Below are 24,905 nucleotides of genomic sequence, written 5' to 3'. Positions count from 1 at the left end.
ACCTTGTGTTTAAATATACAGGAAGAAATGGCGTTTATCAACCACAACAATAACCGCCGGGAGAGGATCATGTTCGGACAAAGACTCAGGCTTGCCCGCAAGCGGGCGGGTCTATCCATGCAAGCGCTCGCGGAGCGCGTAACCCCAAGCGTGTCAGCGCAGGCCATCAGCAAATACGAGGCGGACAAGATGATGCCGTCCTCGTCTGTGCTGGTCGGCCTCGGCAAGGCGCTCGGCGTGTCACTGGACTTCCTGCTCGGCGGTCAGGTCGAAGCTCTGGAAAGCGTCGAGTGGCGAAAGAACTCGACCGCCTCGGCGCAGGATCGCGCGATGGCGGAATCCATCGTCATCGAGAAGCTCGAAGACTATCTCGCCATCGAGGACATCCTCGATATGCACCCCGCTGAAGACCCCTTCGCCGCGCTGCGCGTGGACATGGTGGCCGATGAAGAAGCCATCGACGCCAAGGCGCGGGACGTGCGGCGCGAGTGGCAGCTTGGGATCGACCCGATCCCGAGTATGACCGCCCTGCTCGAAGACAAGGGACTCAAGGTCATCGAGGCCGATCTCCCGGAACGCATCAACGGGCTGGCCTGTCATGTCGAACGGGCGGAGGGCGCACCGACTGAGGTGATCGTCGTCTCGCGGCACACCAATGTCGAACGCAAGCGCTTCAACCTCGCCCACGAACTCGCGCACCGGATCATCACCGAAACCGGCAATGCCGCACTGAAAAAGGAGCCCTCGATGCACCGCTTCGCGGGGGCGTTCCTCATTCCGCGTGAGCATCTGGAAGAGGAAGCTGGCCGAAACCGTCACGGCATGACCTGGATAGAGATCATGCGGCTCAAGCGCACCTATGGCGTCTCCGCCGCCGCGATGCTCGTGCGGCTCGGCCAGGTGGGCATCCTGTCGAAGAGCGCTGTGGAATATGCGTTCAAGACCTATGCGCGAAGCTGGCGGCGCGAGGAGCCGGAGCCTATCGGTCCAGGCGAGGGCTTTGCGGCCTTCGAGAAGCCGCAGCGCTTCGAGCGCCTCGTCTGGCGCGCGCTCGGCGAGGAGATGATTTCCCCCGTGCGGGCGGCGCAGATGCTCGGGCTCCCCTTGAGCGTTGTCGAACGCGACATCAGGGGGCCTCGTGACCAGTGACCTGTGTTGTCGTCAATGATGCGTCCTGTCTGATCGACTTGAAGAAGGGAGAGTTGCTGCACGTCCTGCTGCGGCTGCCCTATCGCTTCATCGTGCCCCTGCCCATCCGTGAGGAGGAGCTGCTCGATTTCACGGCGCAGGAATGGCGGATGCTCGAAGACGGTGGCCTCGCCACCTACGATCTGCCGGGGGAAGAAGTCGCGCGGGTTTTCGCTCTAAAGCGGGAACATAGCCGCCTGTCGGCCAATGATTGCTTCGCCCTCGTGACGACAACCTGCCAGGAAAACGGCATCCTCCTGACCGGCGACAACCTTCTACGCAAGGTCGCCACCGCTCGCGCGGTGCGCGTTCATGGCGTCCTCTGGATCATCGACGAGCTGCACGCCGCCGAAGCCTGCGATGTCGGGCTTCTTGTCTCCGCCCTGCAAATCTGGCGGGCGGATGAGGCGGTCTTCCTACCCCCCGCCGAGATCGACAAGCGGCTGCGCCGTCTCGGGGCATAATCTGAACAAGGTGGAGATGGCTGGACCCTGCCCACGACGTTCCGAGCGAAAGATCGAACGGTCATGCAAACCAGCCCCTTTTTTCGGCGTCAAAAAGCATCGATATCGGTGAAAAACTCGACCCGCCTATCCTTGGAAGCAACTTCGTAGGAAACTGTTCCAGCTCAGCCGAAAAAACTCCGAAAATCAGACGATTGCGAAGCGATGCGGGAACGATGTTTCCGTTTTCGTAGACCCCAAAGCAATAGGCGGAGTTTTTCACCGATATCCATCGTTTGTGACATTCAGCGTTACGGAAGCTACGCGCAGGTCGCCATGCCCGCCACCCTATCGAGCTATCAACTTTTCACCACCGTCCTCTCGCAGCATCGCTTCCATTTCATCCAATCCATCGACGGCGGAGCGCATCTGCGCCTCATTAATGACGCTCTCGGCCTCCGCATCGGCGACCTGACCCTCAAAATCCATCTCCATCTGTCGCTGTTCTTCGGCGATAACGGCTTGAACGACAGGCGCGGTTTTTTTTGGGGAGGCGTCAGTTTGCCCTGACGTTTGACTGCCCGCTTCTTGGCCTGTGGTCTCCACAACGGCGTCAGACCCACCTGACCCGTTCGACGGCGGTGTCATCGGCATCGCGCGCACACTCAGCGGCAGCGTGCCTTGCGATCCCCCTCCCCCCGGCTTCGGAAACGGCAACTCCCCCGTCTGCGCCGCATGGATCGCCTTGAACAGCCGATCATCAAAATACTGGATCCGCTTCGCCCGGACCGGCATCTGGGCATCGATCACCATGACGATCTCGTCGAGCGGCAGGCGGCGGGCCTCATCTTCGGGCAACAGCGAGCTTTCTTCAGTCCGTGTGGATTGGCTGCGCCCTTCAAAGGGGTTCTTGCCGATGGACTGGGAGCGCGTGATGACGGTCTTCGTGGTCTTGCCAACCGCCTTGCTCAGCTCTTCGACGGTTTTTTCATCCGAAGGCGTCAGGTAGAGCTTCACGCCCGCGTTGCCCTGCAGCGCACGGCGGGTGTTCTCGCCATAGATTTCATCGAGGGCGGGGATCGTTTGCGTGACAACGGCCAGGTGACCGCGATAGGTACGCAGGGTCTCGATGCTCTCGACCACGATGGGCATTTTGCCGAGGCGATTGAACTCGTCGAGCATGATCATCACGGGCCAAGGCTCGTCAGGCCCGGGATCCTTTTCCTGCATGGCGGAGAGGAGATCAGAGAAGAAGAGGCGGATCAGTGGCGCCAGCGGCTTCACCATCAGCGGCTGTACGACGAGATAGACCGAAAAGGGCTTCTTGCGGATCGTCCGGAAGTCAAAGTCCGACACCGCCGTCGCCTCATCGATGGCCGGGTTCTGCCATTGATCGAGCCCCGATGTCATCAGGAGCGAGACGTAAGAGGTCAGCGTATCGTTATTGGTCGAAGCGAGCCGCGTGAAGATCAGTTTGGCTGCCCTGTTGTCGACCTCGTGCCCCCGCGCGAAGTATTCCTTCTGCTTGTTCCCACCCGAGGCCGCGATGCGGTAGATCTCGCCCAAGGTGGGGCGCTTGCGCTGGAAGGCCAACAAGCCTGCCGCCACGAAGAGATCGATCCCGCCCTTGAGGAGGCCCTGCACCCGGTCATTGTCGCTCTGCAGGAACAGCGTCGCCAGGAGCTGCAGTTCCATCTGCTGGCGCGCGGAATCTTTCAGTTGATAGATGCGCAAGAGCGGGTTGTAGCGATGCGTGCGCTTGCCCTCCCAATCGGTGGGGGCAAAGCGATACACCTTGTCGCCCTGGGCTGCGCGGTGCCGGGCCGTTGCCTCGAAACACTCGCCCTTCACATCGAGCGTCACGGCGGAGCCTTGCCAGGTCAACAGGTTCGGAATGACGAAGCCCGTGGTCTTGCCGCGGCCCGTGGGGGCCACGATCAGCGCGTGGGGGAAGACCTTCGAGCAGATGTAGTTGGCCCGGGAGCCCGGCGGCCCCAGCTTGCCGAGGATGAACCCGGTCCCGGGCGCCCCGAAGAATTCGTTGGCCTTCATCTCGCGCGCGGTTTGCCAATGGGTCTGGCCAAAGCGTGTCAGGGCGGACCCCGACAGGGCGAGGCTCAGCATCAGGCCGGCGGCGGCGAAGCTGCCGACGATCAAGTGAATAAGTTGGGCGTCCTCCGGGCGGCGGTCCAGGATCGCCAGATAGTTCTGCGCGATATAGGCAAAGTCGATCTCGGCCCCGAAGCCGAGATCCTGGTAGGTCAGCACCGCCGAGGCGATGGTATAGCCCATGGCCCCGGTCACAAGCGTCACCAGCAGGACGCCCGTGGCGATCCGCGCTTTTCCCATGGAGGCGCTCAATGGACCTGACCCCGCTCGGTCTCGCCATCCACGTCTGTCGCGCGGTGTTTTTCGTATTCGGTGTCTGCAAGATCATCGACCACCTGGCGCAAGGCCTCCGTGTTGGCCGTCGCGGCATCAGATTGCAGATAGACCTTGGCGACATAGAGCCGGTCGAGACGGTCCTCGAGAACCTTTTCCAGCGCATCGGCATCGCCGGATGTGAGCCGATCGCGTTGGCGAACGTCCAGCACCCGCGCGATCTCGCCACGGAAGGCGTCCCGCTCCGCTTCGGTCTCGAAGGGCGCGGACAACTCCCCCGCCCGCTCATGGTCCAGGACACGCGCAAACTCGTCTGCGAGGCGGTCGGTACGGCCAGACTGCGAAGCAGTTTCACCGCGGGCTGCGAGGAGTGCGTCGCGCGTGCCAGACCCAAGCCCCTCGCGCATCTCGTTTTCGCGGCGGACCTGATTGATGGCCTCCGTGTCACGGATCTCGACGACGGCCGCATAGGTCGCGCCAAGCCCGCGGGCGAGGTGGGACGGCATGTCCGGATAGCGCTCCCTGAATTCATTCGTGACAGCATCTGCAACGGGCGTGCGGAGGTCGCGCGCCTCCATGATCCGGTCGACCTCGCTGGTGATCTCGCTGGCGCGGGCAGCATTGGTGATGGTCTCCTTGTAGGGTTCAGACCGGTCGATCACATCGCCTGGTCGTGCGAGCAGATCCGGGTGTGCTGCGAGATACGCGCGCTGCTCGGTCTCGATCCGGCGCTCCGCCCGCGAGACAACCTCCCAATCCCGATCCTCGATCTGCTGCGGGGTCAGGCCGTCTGCGCGCATCTCCTGACGGATTGTCCCTTCCATCGCCCGGACCGCGTCCCGGTGATAATGGAACCGCTCGCTGATCGGTTCCGCTTCCACGACACCATCCCGGCGCAGCACGTTCTCCCGTTCCAAGAGCGTGCCAAGCGCGACATGCACATCGTTGAGAATGTCTCGCGCCTGTTCCAGATCGGCGCGGCGTTCGAGGTTCAGATCCCGCGCCTCAGCCACTTTGGAGAGATCATTGGCGATCCATTGATGCTCGAGCGCTGCATTTGAGGCGCCCGTCTCGATCCGGGCCACCACTTCCGATGTGCTGATGCCCGTGCCCCGTAGTGCTACGTCAATGCGCGATCTCAAGTCGGGCTCGGCCAGTCGCTCGCGCTGGCTGGCGTCAATATTGGCCTCGGAATAGATCCCGCCCTCCGAGGGGGTCTCTGACAGCGTGGATGATCGCAAACCGAGAGGCTGCATGTGCTGGACCTGCGTCTGGATCTCGATGAGGCGTCTTTCCAGCACGGGACGTTCCGCGTCAGACTTCTCGGCGATCATGCCCTGCACTCGCGCGAGCTTTTCCGCATAGAGGCTTCTGAGATCCTCGAAGCTTTGATCCTCGGCCATATACACATCTCCTGTTCGGTCCACCTGTCCGCCATGCGCGAGCACCTCGCCCGCGCGGAAGAGTGCTGCGGCGATGTCTTCCCGGGCCTCCCGGGAGGCCTCTGCGGCAAGCGAATGGTAGATTGTTCTGGTGTTGGCGATCTCGGCCAGCGTCCGGGTTAGGTCGGTCCCAACGCGTTCCCGCTCGCGGGGCGCGCGGCCCTCGTCTTTCGCGGCATAGACCTCGCTGGTGCGGGCCGGGTAATGCACGACACCGCGATCAACGCGGCGCGTGGCCTCCAGCCGCACGCCATACTTCTCCGCCTCCTCGACCATGGCCAGGCGGAAGTCGTCATAGTTGAAGCGGTGATTGCGGCCGAGGAAGAAGAACTCGCCTTCTTGCGAGCGGCGGTTCAGCACCAGATGCGCATGCGGGTGATCGCGGTCCTCATGCACCGCGATGATGTAGTCGAAATGCCCCGCGTCGGTCTGGAAGAACCGCTCGGCCACATCCGTCGCGATGTCGCGCACATCCTCGCCGCGCGTGCCGATGGGGAAGGACATGAGCATATGGGTCGTCTGGCCCAGCTTGGGCTTGAAGCCCGCATCCCACCGCTTCGCAAAGCGCTCGGTCAGATCCTTGATGTCCTTGCCCTCGAGCTTCGCCTTGCCATCCAGAAACCCGCTACTGTCGACGATATGGGTGGACTTGGTGGTGAGGTAATCGAGCTGGTTTGCGAACTGCGATTTAGTATGCGTACCCCCGCCCCGGATTGCCTTGAAGACCGCCGGCCGATGCCCTGCTGCCGCGCGCGTAAGCTGGGTCTGCTTGGCCACGTGCAGCCCCTGCATCGAGCCCCGGACGCGGCTCCAGCCATCCCGGAAGACCTCGCCCGTGACGGCATGGACGGCATCATTCAGCCGCATGCGCAAACTCCCTCAGCGCCGCCGTGGCCTGCAGCTGCATTGCGTCCCGACGGCGGCGCAGGAGCAGGTCGATCTCGTCAGCGGAATCCAGGATGAACCGCGCCAGCCCGCGCATCTGCGCAAGGCGCAATTCGGTGAACTCTGCACTCGTGCCACCATCAGCCCCCTGCCCCATCCGATTGGCCCGCGTCATCTGCTTGGCGATCTGCGCGACCCCATTGCCAACCTCGTGCAGAGAGGCGCGGTAGCGCGCCATCTCTGCTGCCATCTGCGCGTCCGGAACGAACACCCCACCCGCCGCCTGGATCAGCCGCCGCAGCCCCTCGGCCCGGCTCTCGATCCCCGCCTTCGCCAACACCGCGTCGAGCGCCGCAAGCTCCGCAGCCGTGACCTTCACACTGACCGCTGAGACCGGAATTGCAGCATCCGTCTGGCGCTCGGCATCGGCTTTCAAGACGTAGCGCACGGCCCGCGATGTGACCTCGAAACGCTCGGCCAGCTCGGACGTCGACACACCCTCCGCGGCCTCGCGGACGATCTGCATCTTCTCGATCTCTGTCAGGCGTTTTGTTCGGGACATGCGGAAGAAAGACCCCCTATTTCCTGCCACCTTCCACCAAGGCTGCCCCTACCTTACGATAATATACCACGCTGTCAATTATATACTTACGTCGCATTCAGTCTCAGGCAGCCTTGGTGTCCGCTTCCCCCGCGACCCGCAGGGGCGCGGCTCTGCCGCCCTCACCACCGGGCGACACCTGTCCTAGGGGTCCCCTTCCCCAACACCGCCCGAGGGTCTGACCGAACACGCATGTGTTCGGACGGAAACGCGGGCGGGCGCAAACTCTTCCGACAGGGCGGACAGGCAGGGTCAAGGAGGGCCAGATTTGGGGGCCCAAATCTCTGCCGCAAAAACCGGGAGGCCCTGGCCGATAGGTTTTTGTGGATGGCCCCCTTGAGGCTGACTGGCCGGTCTGTCGCGGCCTGATCATTCCGGGGGGAGTCGGTCCCTTGATCGCGCAGCGACCGGCACCAAGGAGAGGTCGCTACCGGCGATCACCCGCGCCGGAACTGGCATCCCTGGAACAGGGATCGGGCCGCCCCCGGATCGTCCTGGGGCGGCCCATCCTCGTCAGAGGATTCAGTCCTGGGGATCCTTCGCGCTCGGTGGGAACATCACCAGCTCCGAGACCGCGACGGGAAAGTCGAGCTTGAGGCTGAAGAACTCCGAGCCATCCCCGTTGCGGGTGTTGCGGAACATCGCACCCACGCGTTGAAAACGGGTGCGCTCCTGGCCATCGGTATCGGTGAACTTGACGGGGACGGTGGCGACGTAGTGGTTGGTCATTTGGGTTACTCCTTGTTGCGATGGGGATCACCCGGCACGGGGGCAAGAGGCCCGGCCGCATGCGCAAATGCGGAGGGTCCGCGGCCAGCCGTGGAAGCCGTATTTGTGCTTGCCGAAGCGTGAGCTGAGGGCACGGACGGGCCGACCCCGTGCGATCCACATCTATGAGCAAAAAGGAGTGATCCGGATGACCCTTGCCATCACGCAGCCGCCACCATCCGCGTCCTCGTCCCGCCAAGCCTGGCCGGGGTGCTGACGGAGCCCGCAAGCGTGGGTGCGATGTTCCGCAACACCACCCAAGGGACGTGCAGGTCTTCAGCCTCAAGCGAAACGTCTTCAGCCCTCGCGTCTTGCGCTGCTGGCGACGCGCGTGAGGTGCGCACCATCCCCAGCCCGTACCGATGCGGATGGGCCGTACTCTGACGGACCGGGTAGAGGGATGACGGTACTGGACGGCGCAGCCTGTCGATCTTGCGTAACCGGCCGCACGCGCCATGAGACATGACGAAAGGGCCGCGCCAAGCGCGACCCCCTCTCTTCACTCCTGCGACGCCTTCTTCGCCGGGTCCGCAACCCGCATGACCGTCAGGCCTTTCGCTTCCGCCTTCTGCCCGAGGTTCAGCGCGACCCCGTTGCCGCCGAAGAGCACAACCCCCGTCGCCGCGAACTTGTCGTCCAGCATCTCGTCGTTGCACTTGAACGGTGCCGCCCGCCCGTGCGCGGACCAGCGCGGATCGAAGCGCGCCTGCGCGACCCCGCGTGCCCGGGCCCACCGAGCCGCAATCATCTCCGCCCCGTGCTTGCCACCCTTATGGCAGAGGAAGATCTCCTGATTGCGGTTCTGCTTGATCCGTTCGCGAACCTTATCGAGCGTGTTGAAGATCACATCGACATCGGTCCAGTCGGTGGCGCCTGAGACGATCAGGGGCACCCCCTCGACTTTCGACTTCTCGGCGGTTTCACGGTCGTGCTGCTCGAGGAGCTGCCGCGCCTCGAAGACCGCCCCGGTCTCTTGCGCCCGGACGCTTGCGCGCGACCCGGCTGCCGGGATGAAGGCGTGGCCCGTCTCGATCTCGTAGCATTCCGCCGCCGCCTCGCTCATCACCTCGATGGCGCTGACGATCTCGCGCAGCTGCAGAAAGCGCGCCTGCGCCTCTTCGAGCGCGGTCTCGGCGATCTCCGATCCGTCGTGGGATTTTGCCAGCGCGCCGATCTTGTCAGCGGTGCGGTCGACCTCCTTGCCAAGCGCCACCTTGCGGCGCTGCAGGATCGTCGCGAGCCCATGGGCCAGCGGTTCGATTTCGGCTTCAAGCCCGGTCCCGCGCAGCTGCCCGAGCAATGACTCGAAGCTTTCGCGGATGATGTGGTCGCTCAGGATGTGATCTTCCGGGATCGGCAGCTGCGCGTCCTTCTCGGTCAGTCCGAAAAGCTCGATGGTCTCGTAGGTGTTTGCGGTGTCGTAAGCCATGTCTGGTCTCCAGTGTTCGGTTGCAAGGCCACCACGTGAGTGTGGGGGCATGGCCGAATGCCTGGTTTCCGAATCTGCCCGGGTCAGGGACGGCGCAGCCGCCGGCTTGCCGGGCGCAAAAGTTTTCCGAGCGCTGCACCCGACACATGCGCGGTCTCACCCACAGGACCGCCACCCGCCACAGGCCCCGCCCTCGCCGAAAAGTTTTGCGATCCTTGACGCGGGCTGATTTGGGGGCCATCCGGAGGATATGCTTCCGCGCTCATGTGTGTGTGTTTTGACGGTAGGTTTGCCCGACCTGAGCAGGCAAACGGCCCGACCGGACGCGGGAGACGGATGGAGCGCCGGGATCGTTTTGCCACGCAAAACAGACCAGAGCGCAATCCGGCGGAGCGGCCGGGGAGGGTCGTGCTCGCGAGGCGGGCAAACCGGGGGCCTGGGTGCGACGCCGCGGTGAGGCCGCATGGCCGAATGCGCGACGGACCAAAGGGCCGTTCTCCCCTGCGACACGCGAAGCCGAGCAGGCTGGAAGGCTAAAGCGAAGAAGAACTTCGCAGCAATTTTCTTCCATCGAATCGAATAAACAAATTAGTATCTCGCAAGGCGCCTATTGATTTCCCTAATGGGAAGTCTGCATCTCGGATGATCACGAACCGCCTCGAGACCTGACTTGAGGAGGGCGGTCGAACAAACCTCGTGACGTTCCATCTCATCGAACACCCACAAGACGCCGTGCATCGCGATTTCTTGGCGCTCTGCCTCAGCCCTGAGCGCACCGTCTCCGGTAAGGAGAACCCAATCTCTTCCAGCCGCCAGGCAAAATGCAAAGACATCTGGCGTCGATAACATAGCTTTCGCCCGCTTCAGCTCTGTCGCGCGTGCTGTTTCTTCTGGCGTGAGCTCTTCTACTCTCAGTCCCAGATCGATCAGATCAGGACCCATCCAGTCGAGGAGTTCCGCTTCATAAAGAATATCTGGGACAACAAAATCATAGGGGAGATCAAAGAGCCTCGCCGTCAACGAGGCTCTTTCAATGTCGATCAGGACGGAGGTATCAGAAACAAGAACTTGCACATAGGCACTATGCCATGTGGTCCAACCGTTCTTCCAGTTCTTTTACTCGTATTTCGAGAAGCTCAGCTGCGCGAGACAACCCAATCAACCCCTCGGACAGGGCACGAAAACACAACCTCTGAAAGCGGTCAGGTTCTTCTCGTTCCCACGGAATGGAATTTGGCTCCTCGAACGGCTCATCCCTCCAACCACGTTGCTTATAGACCTTGAACAGGCGCGCAAAGGTTGCCTGGTTGATAATCTCCAAATCCTTGCATCGATACGTCAGCGCTTGAATGCTAACGCCAAACCGATCCTTCAGACTAATGAGCTCACCAATGCTTATGTCCGTTCTGCGGGCACCAATCTCCTGCCGTAGCACTTCTGCCGGAACGAGGAACGCACCAGCAAATCGATTTGCGGCGCGTTCTGAATCGCATCTTTCGGCCACTTTGAGAACCATGTGGCCCAATTCGTGAGCTAAACTGAAGCGCTTCCGCTCAGACCAGGTCTTCTTCTTGATCATGATCACCCGCGCGGAGTGATGCTCTTTTCGACGGACTTTCGCCGCAAGCCCATCAACTCGATCAACGTCCAAAGACAACACCTTGATACCGTGCTCCTCTAAGAGTTCGGCAAGCATTGGAATCGGGTCGTGACCCAGCTGCCAGGAAGCACGCATGTTGCGAGCCGCGTCCTCGGCATCACGAACATCGGCCACCCAGTAGGGCGCTTCGTGCGGGGCATCCCATTCCTGGCTCGAAAGATTCAGCAAGCTTTCGATAGCTAGGTACTTTTCAACCATATTGAGCGTTTTGGCTTCGATCGTCGCGATCTCCTTGGCTGACGAGCTGGCTGACTTGCGAAACTCCACGCCCTCCAACTCAAGCTCGTCATCGCTGAGCAAGAAATCCACAGAGACGTCGAGTGCTCGGGCAAGACTTAGCAGCACGCCCGATCCGGGCATGTCTTCATTGCGCTCGTACTTGCCTACGGCTTGAGCGGACACCTTGTTCTCCATGGCATCGGAAAGTGCACGAAGCGAGAGGCCAGATGCCGCCCGGGCTCCTTTGAGTCGCTTGCCAATCATAACGTCCTCCCAGTGGGTGGTTTACATTTCACCCATATTATTAATATTTTGTAAACTTCAACGCTTGAAAGCGCGGCAGATTGTCCCTAAACTGTAACACGAAGCCAAAGCGAAGGCAAATTTGTAAACCGCCAAGCCGCCTGAAGACGCGCTGAACAGGCAAAGAACCGAGGAAGCAGCCATGAACGCAACGTTTGCTGGCGACCTGCCAAAAGGAATTCAGAAGATCACGGCACTGCCGGACCCGAGTCTGGCAGAACTCTGGGACTCAATCATCGTCGAAGCCGAGATGAAGGAGCGCCTGCTTTCTCAGGCGGTGCTGAATTTCACAATGCGACCAAAGATGAGCCGAACCGTGTTGCCGCTCCATGGCGTCCTCCTGTTGGTTGGCGCACCCGGGACGGGCAAAACGTCGCTCGCGCGAGGGTTGGCCAACCGAACAGCGGCGGCTTTCAAGGGGGGAAACTTCCAACTGGTCGAGGTTGAAGCGCATAGCTTGACGAGTTCCGCCATGGGGAAAACGCAGCGGGCGGTTACTGACCTCTTCGCGCAGACACTTTCAGAACTTGCCAATGCAGGCCCGACGATTGTGCTGCTAGATGAAGTGGAAACACTTGCGGTCGACCGATCCAGACTCAGCCTCGATGCCAACCCTGTCGACATTCATCGAGCCACGGACGCTGTTCTGGTTCAGCTCGACCTGCTGGCAGAATCTCACAAGAACCTGCTGTTTGTGGCGACCAGTAACTACCCAGAAGCGGTGGACGATGCCTTCGTTTCCCGATGCGATCTGGTGCTTGAAGTACCCCTTCCCGGAAAGGAAGCCTGCAAGACCATATTGCGGGAGTGCCTGTTGGGGCTAAGCAGCACCTATCCTGAGATTGAAGGGCTGACTAGGGACCGTGGCTTCGATACCTGTGCTGGCGAATTCGTCGGTCTTGACGGAAGGACTATCCGAAAAACCGTTGCAAACGCGCTCGCCTCAAACACTCAGGTGGCACTGAACCCCGGCTCGGTAACACTGTCCCAGTTGGCAGCAGCCGCGAAATCCGCCCAAACCAACAAAAAAGCAAATCGGGGGAAGTGATGGCAACTGTAACCCGCAGAACATTCCGAAGCTCTCCGCATCGCGACGCCTTAGCTACATGGGCCGCCATCAGCGACTTGCTCACCCGGACAAATACCGGTGCGCAACAAGAACTCGGCAGTGTCGCCGGCATTGCAAGCAGCATAATCGCGGACAAAGCCTGCGAAAACTCACCAATCATTGTCAGCTGTGCGGGACCGCAAACGCGCATCTACTGTTTATACGATGACGATGCGATCGATGGGTCGGACGCTAACGAAGACGTGCTCGCGTTTGACCCGCTGAAAGGTGATTGGTCGATTTCACTGCCGTGTGAACCCGATGATCTCGGTTGGGTCCAATCTGCCCTGCAACAAAAAAGCAACCGCATCACGGCCCGCGACAAAACCGAAGCCAAGAAGCAAGATACCGCGAACAATTCGCAAGGTGCTACGCTCGAAATTGATCTCGAGGGGTTGTTGAAACCATGACAACGGTCATCACATATTCCCGCACCCAGTCTGTCACCTATGTGGCTGATAACATCCTCAAGAGCCTCAAAGACATTATTCGTCTGAGTGGCATGGACCCGACGAATTTCGTGAACAACACGGAAATCAACATGCGCGGAATCAAGGCATGGTTGGAGAGCGAAGACCTCGAGAAGATTACGCTCGAGATATACGATCCGGCAACCAACGAACTGATCCTGCGTTGGGACATCGACGTGAACTACAGTTGGTCTGCTGGAGATGGAAACTTCTGGACGGACACCGATCAACTTCGTTGGGCAATTCGCAAAGCTGGCGTTGCACCATCAAGCGCCAAGTATGACCTCCTTCTACGTACAAAGTCTGGACGACCTGATGTCCCGGGTTGGTACCGGACGACCGCCCGTTCTACAGACGGCATGGTTCGCCAAAGCCTTGGCTCCACCATCGAACACAATGGTCTGGGAGCGACGGCATCGTATTGGAGGCAGGCATCATGATTTCACTCCCGGACGCATTCAAGAAGTTCAAAAGCCGAATGGAGTTGAACGAAAGTGAGCGGCAGAACGCATCCAAGCGGCAGAAGGAAGTTCGCGAGCACTTGGACAAAGCCCTTCAGATCGACCGTAGCTTTTTGACAGGAAGCTACGCCCGCTGGACTAAGTCGAAACCACTCAAGGATGTCGATATCTTTTTCGTTCTTGGAAAGGACGAGGACCACTATCGAGACAAACACCCTGACAAGATACTGACCGCGTTCTACGACACGTTGGTTGACGTCTATGGAAGCAGCGCCGTCAAAAAACAGGCACGCTCCGTGGGCGTGGACTTTGGTGTCGTCGTCGATTCAGACGACAACACAGATTACCGGGTTGTAAGCGTGGATGCCGTGCCCGCATTCGCAAAGGGAGACGATTACGAGATCCCAAACAACACAACCGGGAAGTGGATGGGAACAAATCCCGAAATCCATGCACAGAAGGCTGTTGCGGCCCATCAAGCCTATGGCAATGAGTGGAAGGGCCTAGTGCGCATGGTGAAGTACTGGAACCAAAACAGCCGCCATGGAGAAAAACCAATCAAGCCCTCCTTTCTGATCGAGGTCATGGCGATGGAGTGTCTACATGGTGGATGGGGCGGCTCACACGATCGCGAAATCCAAGCGTTCTTCGCTACGCTGCGCGACCGAATTCATGAGGATTGGCCAGATCCAGCCGGGCTCGGATCTCCTGTTAGCGATCGAATGGACGCGGCGATGGTAAAACGCGCCCAGACAATTCTGGATCAGGCAAACCGCGAAATCGCTGCCGCAATCCACTTGGCGCGCCAGGGCAAGAACGGAGACGCCCTGAAAGCGTGGCGCGCTTTCTTCGGACCAAAATTCCCGCTGTCTTAGAAGGAAAAAATCATTGGCTGAATGGTCGCTATCACAACTTTTATCGTCGTTGCATGAGGATATTCAGCACCGGTTGTCAACTGCGAGGAAGTCTTTCAAGCATCCAGGGACAAAAGGCGATGCGAGCGAAGCCATTTGGATCGATATGTTCGCCCAGTATCTTCCTGAGAGATACCAGGTTGCAAGCGCGCACGTGGTCGATAGTACAGGGAATTTCAGCGATCAGATTGATGCTGTCGTTTTTGACCGCCAATACTCGCCTTTCATTTTCACGTACGAAAACCAACTCATTGTCCCGGCTGAGAGCGTTTATGCTGTCTTCGAGGCGAAGCAGACGGCAGACGCCAATCTTGTCAAATACGCACAAGACAAGGTCGCATCAGTGCGAAGACTGCATCGGACCAGCCTACCAATCCCGCATGCTGGCGGCGTCTACCCACCAAAACAACTCATTCCCATCATCGGCGGGCTTTTGACTTTCGAGAGCGAGTGGAAACCTCCCTTGGGGGCATCGTTCGAAAAGGTCCTCGACGAAGGTGAAAATGATAGAAGGCTGGACATCGGCTGTGTCGCTTCTCATGGGCATTTTCTGTTCGACGAGGAAGGCGGGTATGACCTTGTTGAGGGATCGAAACCGGCAACGGCCTTCTTGTTTGCGCTGATCTCACGCCTCCAGTTCAGCGGCACGGTACCAATGATTGATATTGACGCTTACGGAGATTGGCTGACCAAATAGTAGCCGCAAAGTTCGTTTTCGTATTGCTATGCCGTCCAACGTCGAAAGACCCTGCTCATAGAGTAGAGCGATCTTAGACCCAAACAAACACGGCAAAAGGGGAACCGTGTTCCCACGGCTCCCCTTTGGGTTCAGATCATCTCCCCCTCGCGCGCCGATTAGGCGACCAAGGAGAGCCCCGCGCCTGCATCCTGCGGCTGCTCACCGCTGTCGATGAACGGGATGATCGAGAAGGTCTGCCCGCTGCGCTGTTCTTCGTTCTGCACTGCGTTGACGCGCAGGTCGCCATCAGGCGTGTTGATCAGCAGCGACAGGTAGTCGTTGCCCGTGCGGTTGCTTTTCGCCATCCAGGCCGAGCCGACGCGGATCGGCGTGCCCCGGGGCGAGCTGACCTCGATGCGGTAATCGGGATGGGTCTCCTCTGTCTTGTAGCTGTTCTCAATAAGCATGAACTCCAGATCGAACATCATGTTGGCGATGTAGCCGGTGAAGGCGTTGTCGGCGTCCATGGCGGTGAGCTCGCCCGAGATCGAGCCGGATTTCATCAGGCCGTTCGAGACCAGTGGGATGATCTCGAACGCGCCGCTCTGGGCCGCGCGCGCCTCTTTCGTCTGCACCGCGTTGACCCGGAACGGGCCGAGGCCGACATCGATCTGCATCGAGATGTAGGGGTTTCCGCTGGTATTGCCGGTTTCGTTCCAGGCCGTGCCGATGCGCACCTTGCGACCTGATTTATTGACTGCCGTCACGTCAAAATCCGGGCTGCGCGCGGACATTTTCGGGCGGGTTTCAAGCTGGATGGCGATGTCAAAGCGCGTCCCGTGGATCATGCCGGTGTACTGAGCGGCTGCGGTCTCGACATTGCGGGTGAGGGTTCCTGCGAACATGGGATGGTTCCTTTTGGATTGGCCGGTGCCTGACGTTCTTGCCAGCGCATCCGGGATTGCTTTCTCGACCCCTTGAGGGATCACAAATCAGAAAGCCTGCTTTCCTTTCAGCCCCGCCCAAGGGTCAGAGCTGCCGTCCGAGTGGGAATGCCCCCGCGCCTCCGGGTGCCACGCCCCTCCCCTGCCCGTCTGGTCTTGATTGGCTGCCCGGATTTTCTGCGCCGTCCTTCGATCACGCGATGAAGAACTCCGCCTCTTTTCCGTTCAACCGGTGCCCTTCCCAGTCGGTCAGACCGATGCAGCTACCATTCGGCAGATAGGTGATGAGGTACTGACCGAGCCGGTCTTTATGCACAACGTAGCCGGTATTGGCCCAATGCACGGTCTGCCCGGCATCGACGGCCGCCTTGATTTCATCGAGTGTCATGCGATCCTCCTTACGAAGAATGGTGGGGAAACGACGCAAGAAGCCCGATCTTCCAACCGGGCTTTCATGCAGTATTCGTTTGGCAAACGGCCGAGAGCTGTCAGGCGCTTTGCGTGGCTTGCGTCGCGCGCGCCGCCATCCAATCCTTCAGGCCAAGAACCGTTCTTCCGGCGGCGACCTCGGAGGCCCAGACAACCCTTGGGTCGCCGCAGGGCTCATCGCCGGCATGCCGGTCGATGTGGCCATTGGCCATCCATGGCTCGGGCTGTATCCGTCGCAGCCAGTCCGCCATGCTCGGGATGCGGCCCTGGCAGTCTTCACGCACATGCTGCTCGCCGATCCAGCGCACGGGTATGTCCCGACCCGCGCTATTGGTCAGGGTCAGGCCGAAAACCCGTTCCGCCTCGAACAGGCCTTGAGCGTGGTGGCGCATGGCTCGGTGCGTAAAGAACGCGAGGTGCTCTTTCGAGGCATCGAACCAGTCGTGCACAGCCTGATAGTCAGACGGCACCCCGCCAAATTTCCGGGCAGAGCTTTCGGCATGATGAAGCGGATGTGCCATCTCACAGCCCCTCGTCATAGCTGTGCGAGCATTCGACATAGCGGTCGGCATGATCCAAGGTGACACTGTCGGCGGTGATGTCCCAGGTCAGCGTGCCGTAGCCGCCCTCGTTGTTTTCGAACCCCGGGTGATGGTGATAGGCGAGCGACCAGGCGAAGTCGCCAACCTCTGCGGCAAGCGCCTCCGGCAGCTGGACCTCTGCAGGCTGCACCGTCACATCCTCGACATTGCCGGAGTCGCCATAGCCTTCGTATTCGGCAGTGACCTCGCTGATGCCAAGCGCACGTAGTTGCGCGAGCAGCTCCGCTCGGGTCGCCTTCAAGGTGGTTTCGCGCTCTGCACGCCACTGAGCCGCCATTGCGGCGTAGTCGATCTGGGGATTGGTCATGGGTCTGTCCTCTTGTCTGAATTTGGGGGGCCGGGTGTGGCATTGGTCAGCGCGTGCCCAGAAAGCGCAGCCCGGGCAAACCCCGATCCGCGACGCCCGGCCCAAAGCCCGCTTTGACTTTTCAGGCGGCTTGTTCTGCAGCTCTAGCGGCTCGCTGCCCCACGATCCGGGCCAGAATGCTTCCCGTGTCGATCCCGTCCCCGTGCGGCAGAAACACCCGCAACTGAAATGCGATGATCTCAGTGAAACAACCGGCGGCCTTGAGGCCGTCGATCATTCCCCGATCCGCACCAGAGAGCTCGAGGCGCATCTCGCCTGCGACCCGGCGACGGGTCAGGGTCAGACCCCGGCCCAGATCGACAGGTGCGGTGGTGCCGAGGGCGGCGGTCAACATCTCTTGCGGCGTTTGCGGGTTGGAGACGAGGAAGCGGGCGCGCAACGCAGCCGCCCCTTCCTCGCTCAGCGTGCGCCCGATCATGGCGGTCGCCCCGTCGGGCGTGACGCGGTAGATGCGCTCATTGGTGGTCGGAATGTCCTTCCAGATCGGCAGCAGCAGCCCGGTCAGCAGGTAGAGCTTGGTCGTGGTGGTTTTTGGCAGGGACGCAGCCTCGGTATCCCAAAGCCTTGCGAACTCAGGCCTTCCGATGTCTTCCCAGGCCGAGGACTCGAACCGCGCCTCCTCCAGATAGCTGGACCCGTTTGGCCTCACCACCTTGCGCATCAGCGTGACAATGTCCTCGTCATACATCTGCATGGGGCGCGCCGAGATGAGCGCCGCGCGGCTGGAGGCGCGATTTACCATGGGTAGCTTGTCGGGATTGCGCGACATGGCCTCTTCGGCGTCCAGGACATGGACCGGGTCCGTCACCTCGAGCCCGATGATCCGCGTCACGGCGCCAGATTTCGGGCAGGTCCAGAGATCCTCTGTGGAGACCTGTTCGATCTTTTCGCCACGCAGGGTTTCCACGCCGAGATCGAGCGTGCCCGCCGCGCGCGCCCGTTCAGTCTGATCGGCAATCCGGCGCATGAACTCGGCAAAGAGCGCGTTCTGCATGTGGATGGGAAGGGCAAGCACCCGGTTGAGAAACCGCTGGATCGGGGGAAGCTCCTCAAGGAGCACCCCGTCCTTGTCGATCAGCCGCAGCGCAGTCCAGTCGGTGAAGCTCTGGTAGCTCATCGCCTCGGCGCGCCCGGCGGCAAGATCGGCGAAATACCCGCGCAGCGCCGCTCGCGCGATCGGGCTTTCGAGATTGTCCTCCTCGCGGAACATGCCCTGCGAGCCGGTCTCGCGCTGGCCCTTGGTCAGGGCCCCAAGCTGGTCGAGGCGTTTGGCAATCGTCGAAGTGAAGCGCTTCTCGCCATGCACATCGGAGGTGCAGACCCGGAAGAAGGGCGCGCTGACCTGGGCAGAGCGATGCGTGCGGCCGAGTCCCTGGATGGCCGCATCGGCGCGCCAGCCGGGCTCCAGCAGGTAGTGCCGCCGCCGCTTCTGGTTCTTCGCCGTTTGGGCCGCATGATAGGACCGGCCCGTCCCGCCCGCATCGGAAAAGATCAGGATATCCTTTTCGCCGTCCATAAAGGCTTGGGTCTCCGACGAATTGCTGCTGGCGGCGCGCTTTTCGATGAAGAGATGACCATCCTCGGCCTTGAGGGGCCGGATGGACCGCCCCGTGACCTCTGCGACGGCCTCGTCGCCAAAAGCCCAAAGGATCTGATCGAGCGCCGAGGGGATCGGAGCCAGCGTCATCAACTCCATCATGGCCGCGTCACGCAGAGCGAGCGCCTCGCGCGAGACGACCAGCGCGCCAGTTTCATCGCGGAGCGGCTCGGCCACCATATTGCCGTCGATCTCGACCAGCTTTTGCGCATGAATCGGGAAGGCCTGTTCGAGGTATCCCAAGACGTAGTCGCGCGGCGTCAGCGCGCCTTCGACCAGCTCGTCCTCCGGGTCCATCGTCTCAAGCCGGCGTTTCAGCAGGCTCTCACCCGTCGAGACCACCTGAATGACGCAAGCATAGCCCGCCGCCAGATCATCCTCGATTGCGCGGATGATGGTCGGGGCTTTCATGCCCATCAGGAGATGGTTGAAGAAGCGCTGCTTCGTGCTCTCGAAGCGGGACTTGGCCGAGGCGCGTGCGGCCGAGGCATTGGTATCGCCCGAGGCGTCGTTGACGCCGGTCGCGGTCAGTGCCGCCTCGAGATTGTGGTGGATCGTCCGAAACGCACCCGCATAGGCGTCGTAGATCTCGATCTGGGCCGGGGTGAGCGCGTGTTCGAGCACGTCATATTCCACGCCATCAAAGCTAAGGGCGCGGGCCGTGTAGAGCCCGAGCGTCTTGAGATCACGGGCGACCACCTCCATGGCGGCAACACCGCCCGCCTCCATCGCAGAAACGAAGCTCTCGCGGCTCGGGAAGGGGTATTCGGGACCCTGCCCCCAGAGACCGAGACGCGCGGCATAGGCCAGATTATGCACACTCGTCGCGCCCGTGGCCGAGATGTAGAAGACGCGGCCGCGCGGCGCGGCCAGCTGCAGCCGCAGGCCAGCAAGGCCCTGCTGGGAGGGTTTGACCCCCCTGCCCTGCTCAGACCCTGCCGCGTTCTGCATGGCATGGGCCTCATCGAAGGCAAGAACCCCGTCAAAGTCTTCACCCATCCAGGCGAGGATCTGGCTCAGCCGCGTGGTGCCGCATTTGCCCGCGGACCGCAGCGTGGCGTAGGTGACAAAAAGGATACCGTCGCCCATCGGGATGGGCTGGTCCGGTTTCCATTTGGAGAGCGGCTGGATGTCGGCGGGCGAGCCACCAAGATCAGTCCAGTCGCGGATCGCGTCCTCGATAAGCGTGGCGGATTTGGAGACCCAAATCGCCTTTCTGCGCCCGGCAAGCCAGTTCACGAGGATCAACCCCGCGCATTCGCGCCCCTTGCCGCAACCGGTGCCGTCGCCGAGGAAATACCCGAGACGATAGGCACGTGCGTCCGCGTTATCATCGGCGCGCGTCAGCTTGGTCTGGTCGTCATCAATGGTGAACCTACCGGGCAGGTCGCGCCCATGGGCATCATGCGCCATGATGATGGTCTCGAGCTGCGCCTCGGAGAGATGTCCCTCCTCGATCAACCGGGCGGGCAAGCGCAAGTCATCACTGCCCGTGTTTGAGGGCATGGGCGGGGCAACCGAGGCCATGGCGATGCTCTCGACGAGCGGCGTGGGATGTTCTTGCGCACCCGCGATCTCGATCCGCTGCGGACGGTAGCGCGCATAGATGTCCGAGATGGGCGTGTTGTCGCGCGGGGTCTCAAGGCTCTTGAAAGTAAGCGGGACAACGGCCTTGGCCCGGGGTTTGGAGGGGGCGACAGGCGCAGCGGCGGTCTTGCGCGGGGCAGATGATGGAACGCTCGACCGAGTATGAGGGATCGCTGCCGCCCGTTGGACTGGGCGCATCTCGGGCCGGGTTGCGGCCACGGCGTCGACAAAAGGAAGGGCTTCGTCCAGATCGCACACAATGGCGCGGATCATCTCGCCGTCCTCCTGCACCTTGTCGAAGACCATGAGCTGTGTTTCGACAGAGGTGCCAAGCTTGCGGTAGACCTGCCCCGGCATCGTCAACGCCAAGCGCGGCGTCAGGAGACCGCAGGCGCGTGACCAATGCGCGGCATCGCGTTCGGGCGCGAATCCCGGCGGCATGATCGCCACCAGCCGCCCGCCGGGTGCCAGGCGCTTTGCAGCCGCAATGAGATGTTTGGCGGCGATGTGTTTGTCCCGGGAGCGGTCGACCGAGGAGGCGAAGGGCGGGTTCATCACCACGACGTCGGGTAGAACCGGCGACTGAAGCAGATCGTCGATATGCTCGCCGTCATGGCCCGTCACCTCGCCGCCAAAGACCGAGCGCAAGAGGCTCTGGCGAAAGGGGTCGATTTCATTGAGCAAAAGCGTGGCACCGGCCCGGCCAGCGAAAGCAGCAAGGGCACCAGTGCCAGCCGAGGGCTCCAGAACAGTCTCGCCCTTGCGGATCGCCGCCGCCCGCACGACCAACACCGCGAAAGTCAGCGGCGTGGAAAACTGCTGCAGCCGGATTTGCTGCTCCGACCGGCGCGTTTCCGTCAGGAGACGTGACGCAAGGAGTTTTGCGGCAGAGTAATCATCCTCACTGTTGTCGCCACGTAGCAGCGCCTGCACAGCCGCCGCCTGCATCAGGTCATAGGCCTTCCGCCAGTCCCAGGCGCCCCCGGTATCACTGCCATGAAACGTCTCGCGCATGATGCGTGCGAGCGCTGAGCTGCGCAGGGCTTGGTGGTCGATCTCCGTGCCGATAAGCGCTAGCGCAGAGGCGAGATCGGCTTCGGAGATTGCGAGAGCCGGGTTGGCCGTTCTGGGTTTGGACATGGGGATTTTCCTTTGGATCAGGGTCTGAGTTCCAAAGGACAAAAAGCCCGCTTTCGCTTTTCAGGGGATCCGGCCCAAAAGCTATTAAGAAGGGCGGGCCGTCAACGCAATCCGCCCTCCTCAGCAACAAAGAGAAAGCCACGCAGCAAAACCGCCGAACTTGTTGATCAATAAAGCCGACATTGAGGCGGCGCGCGGCGACCGGCCGCTAGGAGCCCATAATCACCAATGCTGCGAGGCGCATGAACGACCGCTTCAAGCGTTCAATATGGGTCTAGGCCCGCCATCGGTTCCGTTCCAAAACGCAGGAACAACCCTGTTGGAACGGGCCATGTGTTCCGCGGCGACGTGTCACGATGGTGCACTCTAGTAAATTTTTCGCCATTGCTGATCCCATATTGACAAAACTAGTTTTGTAGTTTTATAAGCCATGTATGACTGTTGCATCTCAATCCGCCACCACGGCCCGCGCCCTCGCCGCCCTTGGCCATGAAGCCCGGCTCGACGTCTATCGCCTGCTCGTCCGTTCGGGCAAGGAAGGTCTGGTCGTCGGGGACATCGCGAGCTATACGAAGTTGCCGCTCTCGACGCTCGCCCATCACTTGCGCACCCTCGTCGGGGCGCGCCTCGTCGTGCAGGAGCGGCGCGGACGCGAGGTCGTCAACCGGGCTGACTTTGCTGTCATGAACGCGGCGCTCGCCTTCCTGACCGACGAGTGCTGCCAAGGCGTGGCTCTTGTGCGGGAGGACGCCGCCTGACGTGCGACAAACATTCTTTTGCCTATAAATAACTATATAACCGGATATATAACATGACAGATGCCACTATACGACTTACCGAACAAGGCACCGTTATCGCCCGTCGTCTTTGGTCGGGTCAGCGTGGCTGGCTCGCCACCGCCGCGATCCTGGTCCTCGTCTGGGGCCTCGACCCCTCCCAGGGCCAGGAAAGCCTGTCCTTTGTCGCTTCGAACCTGCTTCAGACGGCCCCCTACCTGTTGCTCTCCATTGGCCTCGCCGCCTACGCAGGGGCGACGGGTGCCGACAATCTCATCGCCCGCGCCTTCACCGGTGCTCCAGTCGTCATGATCCTCGTCGCCGCGGCCTTCGGCGGGCTCTCGCCTTTCTGCTCCTGCGGGGTGATTCCGCTGATCGCCGCGCTTCTCGCTATGGGTGTGCCGCTCTCCGCTGTCATGGCATTCTGGCTGGCCTCGCCGGTCATCGACCCGTCGATGTTTGCGCTGACCGCAGGGGTTCTCGGCCTGGAGTTTGCCATCGCCAAAACGCTTGCGGCTATCGGGCTGGGCCTGTTTGGTGGCTACGTGACGCTCATCCTCACCCGGTCGGGGGCTTTCGCCAATCCGCTGCGCGAGGGCGTGGGTAACGGCGGCTGCGACGCGTCGGGTATCCGCAATCCCAAACCGCCTGTCTGGGCGTTCTGGCGGGATGAGGCCCGGCGCACAAAGTTCGGACGCGAAGCGTTGAAAACCTCGCTGTTCCTGTTCAAGTGGCTCTCCCTCGCCTTCGTTCTCGAAAGCCTGATGATCGCCTTTGTCCCCGCCGAATGGGTGGCGCAGGCCGTTGGCGGCGAGGGCTTCGTCTCGATCCTGATCGCCACGCTGGTCGGCGTTCCGGCCTATCTCAACGGCTACGCTGCATTGCCGCTCGTCTCCGGCCTGGTCGATCAGGGTATGGCTCCCGGTGCGGGACTCGCGTTCCTCGTCGCGGGCGGGGTGACATCGCTTCCGGCGGCCATCGCCGTATGGGCGCTGGCCCGCCGCGCAGTCTTTGCGCTCTACATCACCTTCGCGCTCACCGGGTCCATGGCGGCGGGGCTGCTGTTCCAGCTCTGGCTCACGTGATGGTTGCCGTGTCGCCCACCGGATCGTTCCGGCACATCCTCGTCGGCGTCGATGGGTCCGGCCCGGCCTGCCGGGCGGCGGTTGCAGCTGCGCGCCTGGCACTGACGCTCAATGCGAAGCTGACCTTTCTTGCCGTCGCGCGCGAGGTCCGGGCCTCCAAGGAGATCGAGGACTACGCAAAGCTGGAGGGCATCGACACGCCAAGCCTGCCGCTGCTACGAAAGGAAGCCGAATTCTGTCTCGCTGCGGCGGTGATATCTGCGCGTGAGTTGGGACTGACGTGTCCGGAACGCCTCATTCAGACCGGGGATGTGGCGCAGACGATCGCTCTCGTCTCGCGCACGCACGAAGCCGACTGCATCGTCCTCGGACGCAGCTCTCATGGGGCGGTGCGGTCACTGGTCATGGGCTCGGTCGCCAAAAAGGTAGGGGATGCCACCGATAGCGCATTGGTGTTGATTCCCTGACAGCGTCATGCGGCCAACGGTTGATTGATCTTCCACCTCAGAAGTTGCTTGACCAACGCTCATTATATCAATACTTCACGATATATGGATAAGAATCACGCTCTCGACGCCTTCGCCGCCCTCAGCCAGTCCACCCGGCTCGATGTATTCCGCCTGCTCATCAAGGCCGGGGATGCGGGCATGTCGGCGGGCGACATCGGCGACACCCTCGGGGTTCGCCAGAACACGATGTCGGCCAACCTGGGCGTTCTGGCCCGCTCCGGTCTGATCCGCAATGAGCGGGAAGGCCGCAGCATCCGCTACTTCGCCGACATGGACGGGATGCGAGGCCTGCTGGCGTTCCTGATGGAAGACTGCTGCGGCGGTCGTCCCGAGCTGTGCCAGCCCGTCATCAATGAACTCGCCTGTGCCTGCTGAGGAAGCCGTCATGACCACCGAACCTTACAACGTCCTGTTCCTCTGCACCGGCAATTCCGCCCGGTCGATCATCGCGGAAGCGATCATGAACCGGGAAGGGGCGGGCAAGTTCAAGGCCTTCTCCGCCGGATCGAAGCCGGGGGCAGCACCCCATCCCTACACGCTCGACCTGCTCCGGGGCCTGAACCACGACACGGGCTTTGCGCGGTCCAAGAGCTGGGACGAATTTGCCGGTCCCGACGCGCCGAAGATGGATTTCGTGTTCACCGTCTGCGACAACGCCGCCGCCGAAGAATGTCCGTTTTGGCCGGGCCAGCCAATGACGGCACATTGGGGCGTTCCCGATCCGGTAAAAGCCGAAGGCCCAGAGGCCGCCCGGCGGTTCGCCTTCTCGGACACCTACCGGATGCTACGCAGCCGTATCTCGATTTTCGTCAGTCTGCCGATCGGCTCGCTCGACCGGATGGCACTGCAACGCAACCTTGATGACATCGGCAAGACCCCCGCCAAGGCCGACTGATCTCCAAAGACCGAAAGTCCGA

At 61.4% G+C, this 24,905-nt stretch carries 23 protein-coding genes and 1 pseudogene; 12 read left to right on the top strand and 12 right to left on the bottom strand.

Annotation, left to right across the window (positions count from 1 at the left end):
* The first annotated feature begins 27 nt into the window (after window positions 1–27).
* Window positions 28–1,149: an XRE family transcriptional regulator gene (locus GGE09_RS20295; protein WP_058123664.1), complete on the top strand. Its 1,122-nt coding sequence runs from the start codon at window positions 28–30 to the stop codon at window positions 1,147–1,149.
* Window positions 1,146–1,652 carry a hypothetical protein gene (locus tag GGE09_RS20290; protein ID WP_009815557.1) on the top strand — a complete coding sequence of 169 codons (507 nt, stop codon included), beginning with the start codon at window positions 1,146–1,148 and terminating at the stop codon, window positions 1,650–1,652. Before GGE09_RS20295 ends, GGE09_RS20290 begins: the two co-directional genes overlap by 4 nt.
* A gap of 327 nt (window positions 1,653–1,979) precedes the next feature.
* Here the strand turns inward: GGE09_RS20290 and GGE09_RS20285 are convergent, their stop codons facing one another.
* From GGE09_RS20285 to GGE09_RS20255, 7 genes are all read right to left on the bottom strand, one after another.
* Window positions 1,980–3,980: a type IV secretory system conjugative DNA transfer family protein gene (locus tag GGE09_RS20285; protein WP_309747982.1), complete on the bottom strand. Its 2,001-nt coding sequence runs from the start codon at window positions 3,978–3,980 to the stop codon at window positions 1,980–1,982.
* Window positions 3,981–3,988: 8 nt separating this feature from the next.
* On the bottom strand, window positions 3,989–6,322 hold the full coding sequence (locus GGE09_RS20280; protein WP_309747981.1) for a relaxase/mobilization nuclease domain-containing protein: 2,334 nt from the start codon (window positions 6,320–6,322) through the stop codon (window positions 3,989–3,991).
* Complete coding sequence (locus GGE09_RS20275) at window positions 6,309–6,902, bottom strand: transposase (RefSeq protein ID WP_309747980.1); 594 nt, start codon at window positions 6,900–6,902, stop codon at window positions 6,309–6,311. Before GGE09_RS20275 ends, GGE09_RS20280 begins: the two co-directional genes overlap by 14 nt.
* Before the next feature lie 561 nt (window positions 6,903–7,463).
* Window positions 7,464–7,670 (bottom strand): hypothetical protein, encoded by a 207-nt coding sequence (locus GGE09_RS20270; RefSeq protein WP_007120662.1) that lies wholly within the window; start codon window positions 7,668–7,670, stop codon window positions 7,464–7,466.
* Window positions 7,671–8,208: 538 nt separating this feature from the next.
* Entirely contained in the window at window positions 8,209–9,138 is a 930-nt protein-coding gene (locus tag GGE09_RS20265; RefSeq protein ID WP_309747972.1) for a DUF2493 domain-containing protein, read from the bottom strand.
* A 588-nt stretch (window positions 9,139–9,726) separates the two neighbouring features.
* Window positions 9,727–10,212, bottom strand: a complete 486-nt coding sequence (locus GGE09_RS20260) for a hypothetical protein (RefSeq protein ID WP_309747971.1) — start codon at window positions 10,210–10,212, stop codon at window positions 9,727–9,729.
* Between the two features lie 7 nt (window positions 10,213–10,219).
* A complete protein-coding gene (locus GGE09_RS20255; protein WP_309747970.1) occupies window positions 10,220–11,281 on the bottom strand; it encodes an XRE family transcriptional regulator in 1,062 nt (353 codons plus the stop codon).
* A 181-nt stretch (window positions 11,282–11,462) separates the two neighbouring features.
* On the opposite strand from GGE09_RS20255, the gene GGE09_RS20250 reads away from it, so the two are divergent.
* The 5 genes from GGE09_RS20250 to GGE09_RS20230 are packed head-to-tail and all read left to right on the top strand — an operon-like array spanning window position 11,463 to window position 14,970.
* Window positions 11,463–12,368, top strand: a complete 906-nt coding sequence (locus tag GGE09_RS20250) for an AAA family ATPase (protein ID WP_309747969.1) — start codon at window positions 11,463–11,465, stop codon at window positions 12,366–12,368.
* Window positions 12,368–12,838 (top strand): hypothetical protein, encoded by a 471-nt coding sequence (locus GGE09_RS20245; RefSeq protein ID WP_309747968.1) that lies wholly within the window; start codon window positions 12,368–12,370, stop codon window positions 12,836–12,838. The genes GGE09_RS20250 and GGE09_RS20245 overlap by 1 nt, the downstream gene beginning before the upstream one ends.
* A complete protein-coding gene (locus GGE09_RS20240; RefSeq protein WP_309747967.1) occupies window positions 12,835–13,338 on the top strand; it encodes an HORMA domain containing protein in 504 nt (167 codons plus the stop codon). Before GGE09_RS20245 ends, GGE09_RS20240 begins: the two co-directional genes overlap by 4 nt.
* Window positions 13,335–14,234: a CBASS oligonucleotide cyclase gene (locus GGE09_RS20235; protein WP_037275568.1), complete on the top strand. Its 900-nt coding sequence runs from the start codon at window positions 13,335–13,337 to the stop codon at window positions 14,232–14,234. Before GGE09_RS20240 ends, GGE09_RS20235 begins: the two co-directional genes overlap by 4 nt.
* Window positions 14,235–14,247: 13 nt before the next feature.
* The gene (locus tag GGE09_RS20230; RefSeq protein WP_309747966.1) at window positions 14,248–14,970 is read left to right on the top strand and encodes a DUF6602 domain-containing protein; all 723 of its coding nucleotides are present in this window, start codon (window positions 14,248–14,250) and stop codon (window positions 14,968–14,970) included.
* A gap of 158 nt (window positions 14,971–15,128) precedes the next feature.
* Here GGE09_RS20230 and GGE09_RS20225 read toward each other — a convergent pair whose 3' ends face one another.
* The 5 genes and pseudogenes from GGE09_RS20225 to GGE09_RS20205 all read right to left on the bottom strand — a co-directional run bounded on the left by GGE09_RS20225 (window position 15,129) and on the right by GGE09_RS20205 (window position 21,618).
* Window positions 15,129–15,857, bottom strand: a complete 729-nt coding sequence (locus GGE09_RS20225; protein WP_309747965.1) for a DUF736 family protein — start codon at window positions 15,855–15,857, stop codon at window positions 15,129–15,131.
* A gap of 124 nt (window positions 15,858–15,981) precedes the next feature.
* Window positions 15,982–16,284: pseudogene (locus GGE09_RS20220) on the bottom strand (hypothetical protein).
* Between the two features lie 100 nt (window positions 16,285–16,384).
* A complete protein-coding gene (locus GGE09_RS20215; RefSeq protein ID WP_309747964.1) occupies window positions 16,385–16,846 on the bottom strand; it encodes a DUF6915 family protein in 462 nt (153 codons plus the stop codon).
* A gap of 1 nt (window position 16,847) precedes the next feature.
* A complete protein-coding gene (locus GGE09_RS20210) occupies window positions 16,848–17,234 on the bottom strand; it encodes a DUF6878 family protein (RefSeq protein WP_309747963.1) in 387 nt (128 codons plus the stop codon).
* A 121-nt stretch (window positions 17,235–17,355) separates the two neighbouring features.
* On the bottom strand, window positions 17,356–21,618 hold the full coding sequence (locus tag GGE09_RS20205; RefSeq protein ID WP_309747962.1) for a strawberry notch-like NTP hydrolase domain-containing protein: 4,263 nt from the start codon (window positions 21,616–21,618) through the stop codon (window positions 17,356–17,358).
* A gap of 434 nt (window positions 21,619–22,052) precedes the next feature.
* Between GGE09_RS20205 and GGE09_RS20200 the strand changes: the two genes are divergently transcribed.
* The 5 genes from GGE09_RS20200 to GGE09_RS20180 all read left to right on the top strand — a co-directional run bounded on the left by GGE09_RS20200 (window position 22,053) and on the right by GGE09_RS20180 (window position 24,883).
* Entirely contained in the window at window positions 22,053–22,376 is a 324-nt protein-coding gene (locus GGE09_RS20200) for a helix-turn-helix domain-containing protein (RefSeq protein ID WP_309747961.1), read from the top strand.
* Window positions 22,377–22,429: 53 nt separating this feature from the next.
* Entirely contained in the window at window positions 22,430–23,479 is a 1,050-nt protein-coding gene (locus GGE09_RS20195; RefSeq protein WP_309747960.1) for a permease, read from the top strand.
* Complete coding sequence (locus GGE09_RS20190; protein ID WP_309747959.1) at window positions 23,479–23,946, top strand: universal stress protein; 468 nt, start codon at window positions 23,479–23,481, stop codon at window positions 23,944–23,946. Before GGE09_RS20195 ends, GGE09_RS20190 begins: the two co-directional genes overlap by 1 nt.
* Before the next feature lie 84 nt (window positions 23,947–24,030).
* Window positions 24,031–24,363, top strand: a complete 333-nt coding sequence (locus GGE09_RS20185) for a helix-turn-helix domain-containing protein (protein ID WP_309747958.1) — start codon at window positions 24,031–24,033, stop codon at window positions 24,361–24,363.
* Window positions 24,364–24,373: 10 nt separating this feature from the next.
* Window positions 24,374–24,883: an arsenate reductase ArsC gene (locus GGE09_RS20180; RefSeq protein ID WP_309747957.1), complete on the top strand. Its 510-nt coding sequence runs from the start codon at window positions 24,374–24,376 to the stop codon at window positions 24,881–24,883.
* Window positions 24,884–24,905: the final 22 nt, after the last annotated feature.

This window comes from Roseobacter sp. N2S (genome assembly GCF_031454055.1).
Classification (GTDB): domain Bacteria; phylum Pseudomonadota; class Alphaproteobacteria; order Rhodobacterales; family Rhodobacteraceae; genus Amylibacter.
The sequence above is the reverse complement of the archived record's forward strand: the minus strand, read 5'-3'. Positions and strand labels throughout refer to the sequence as shown.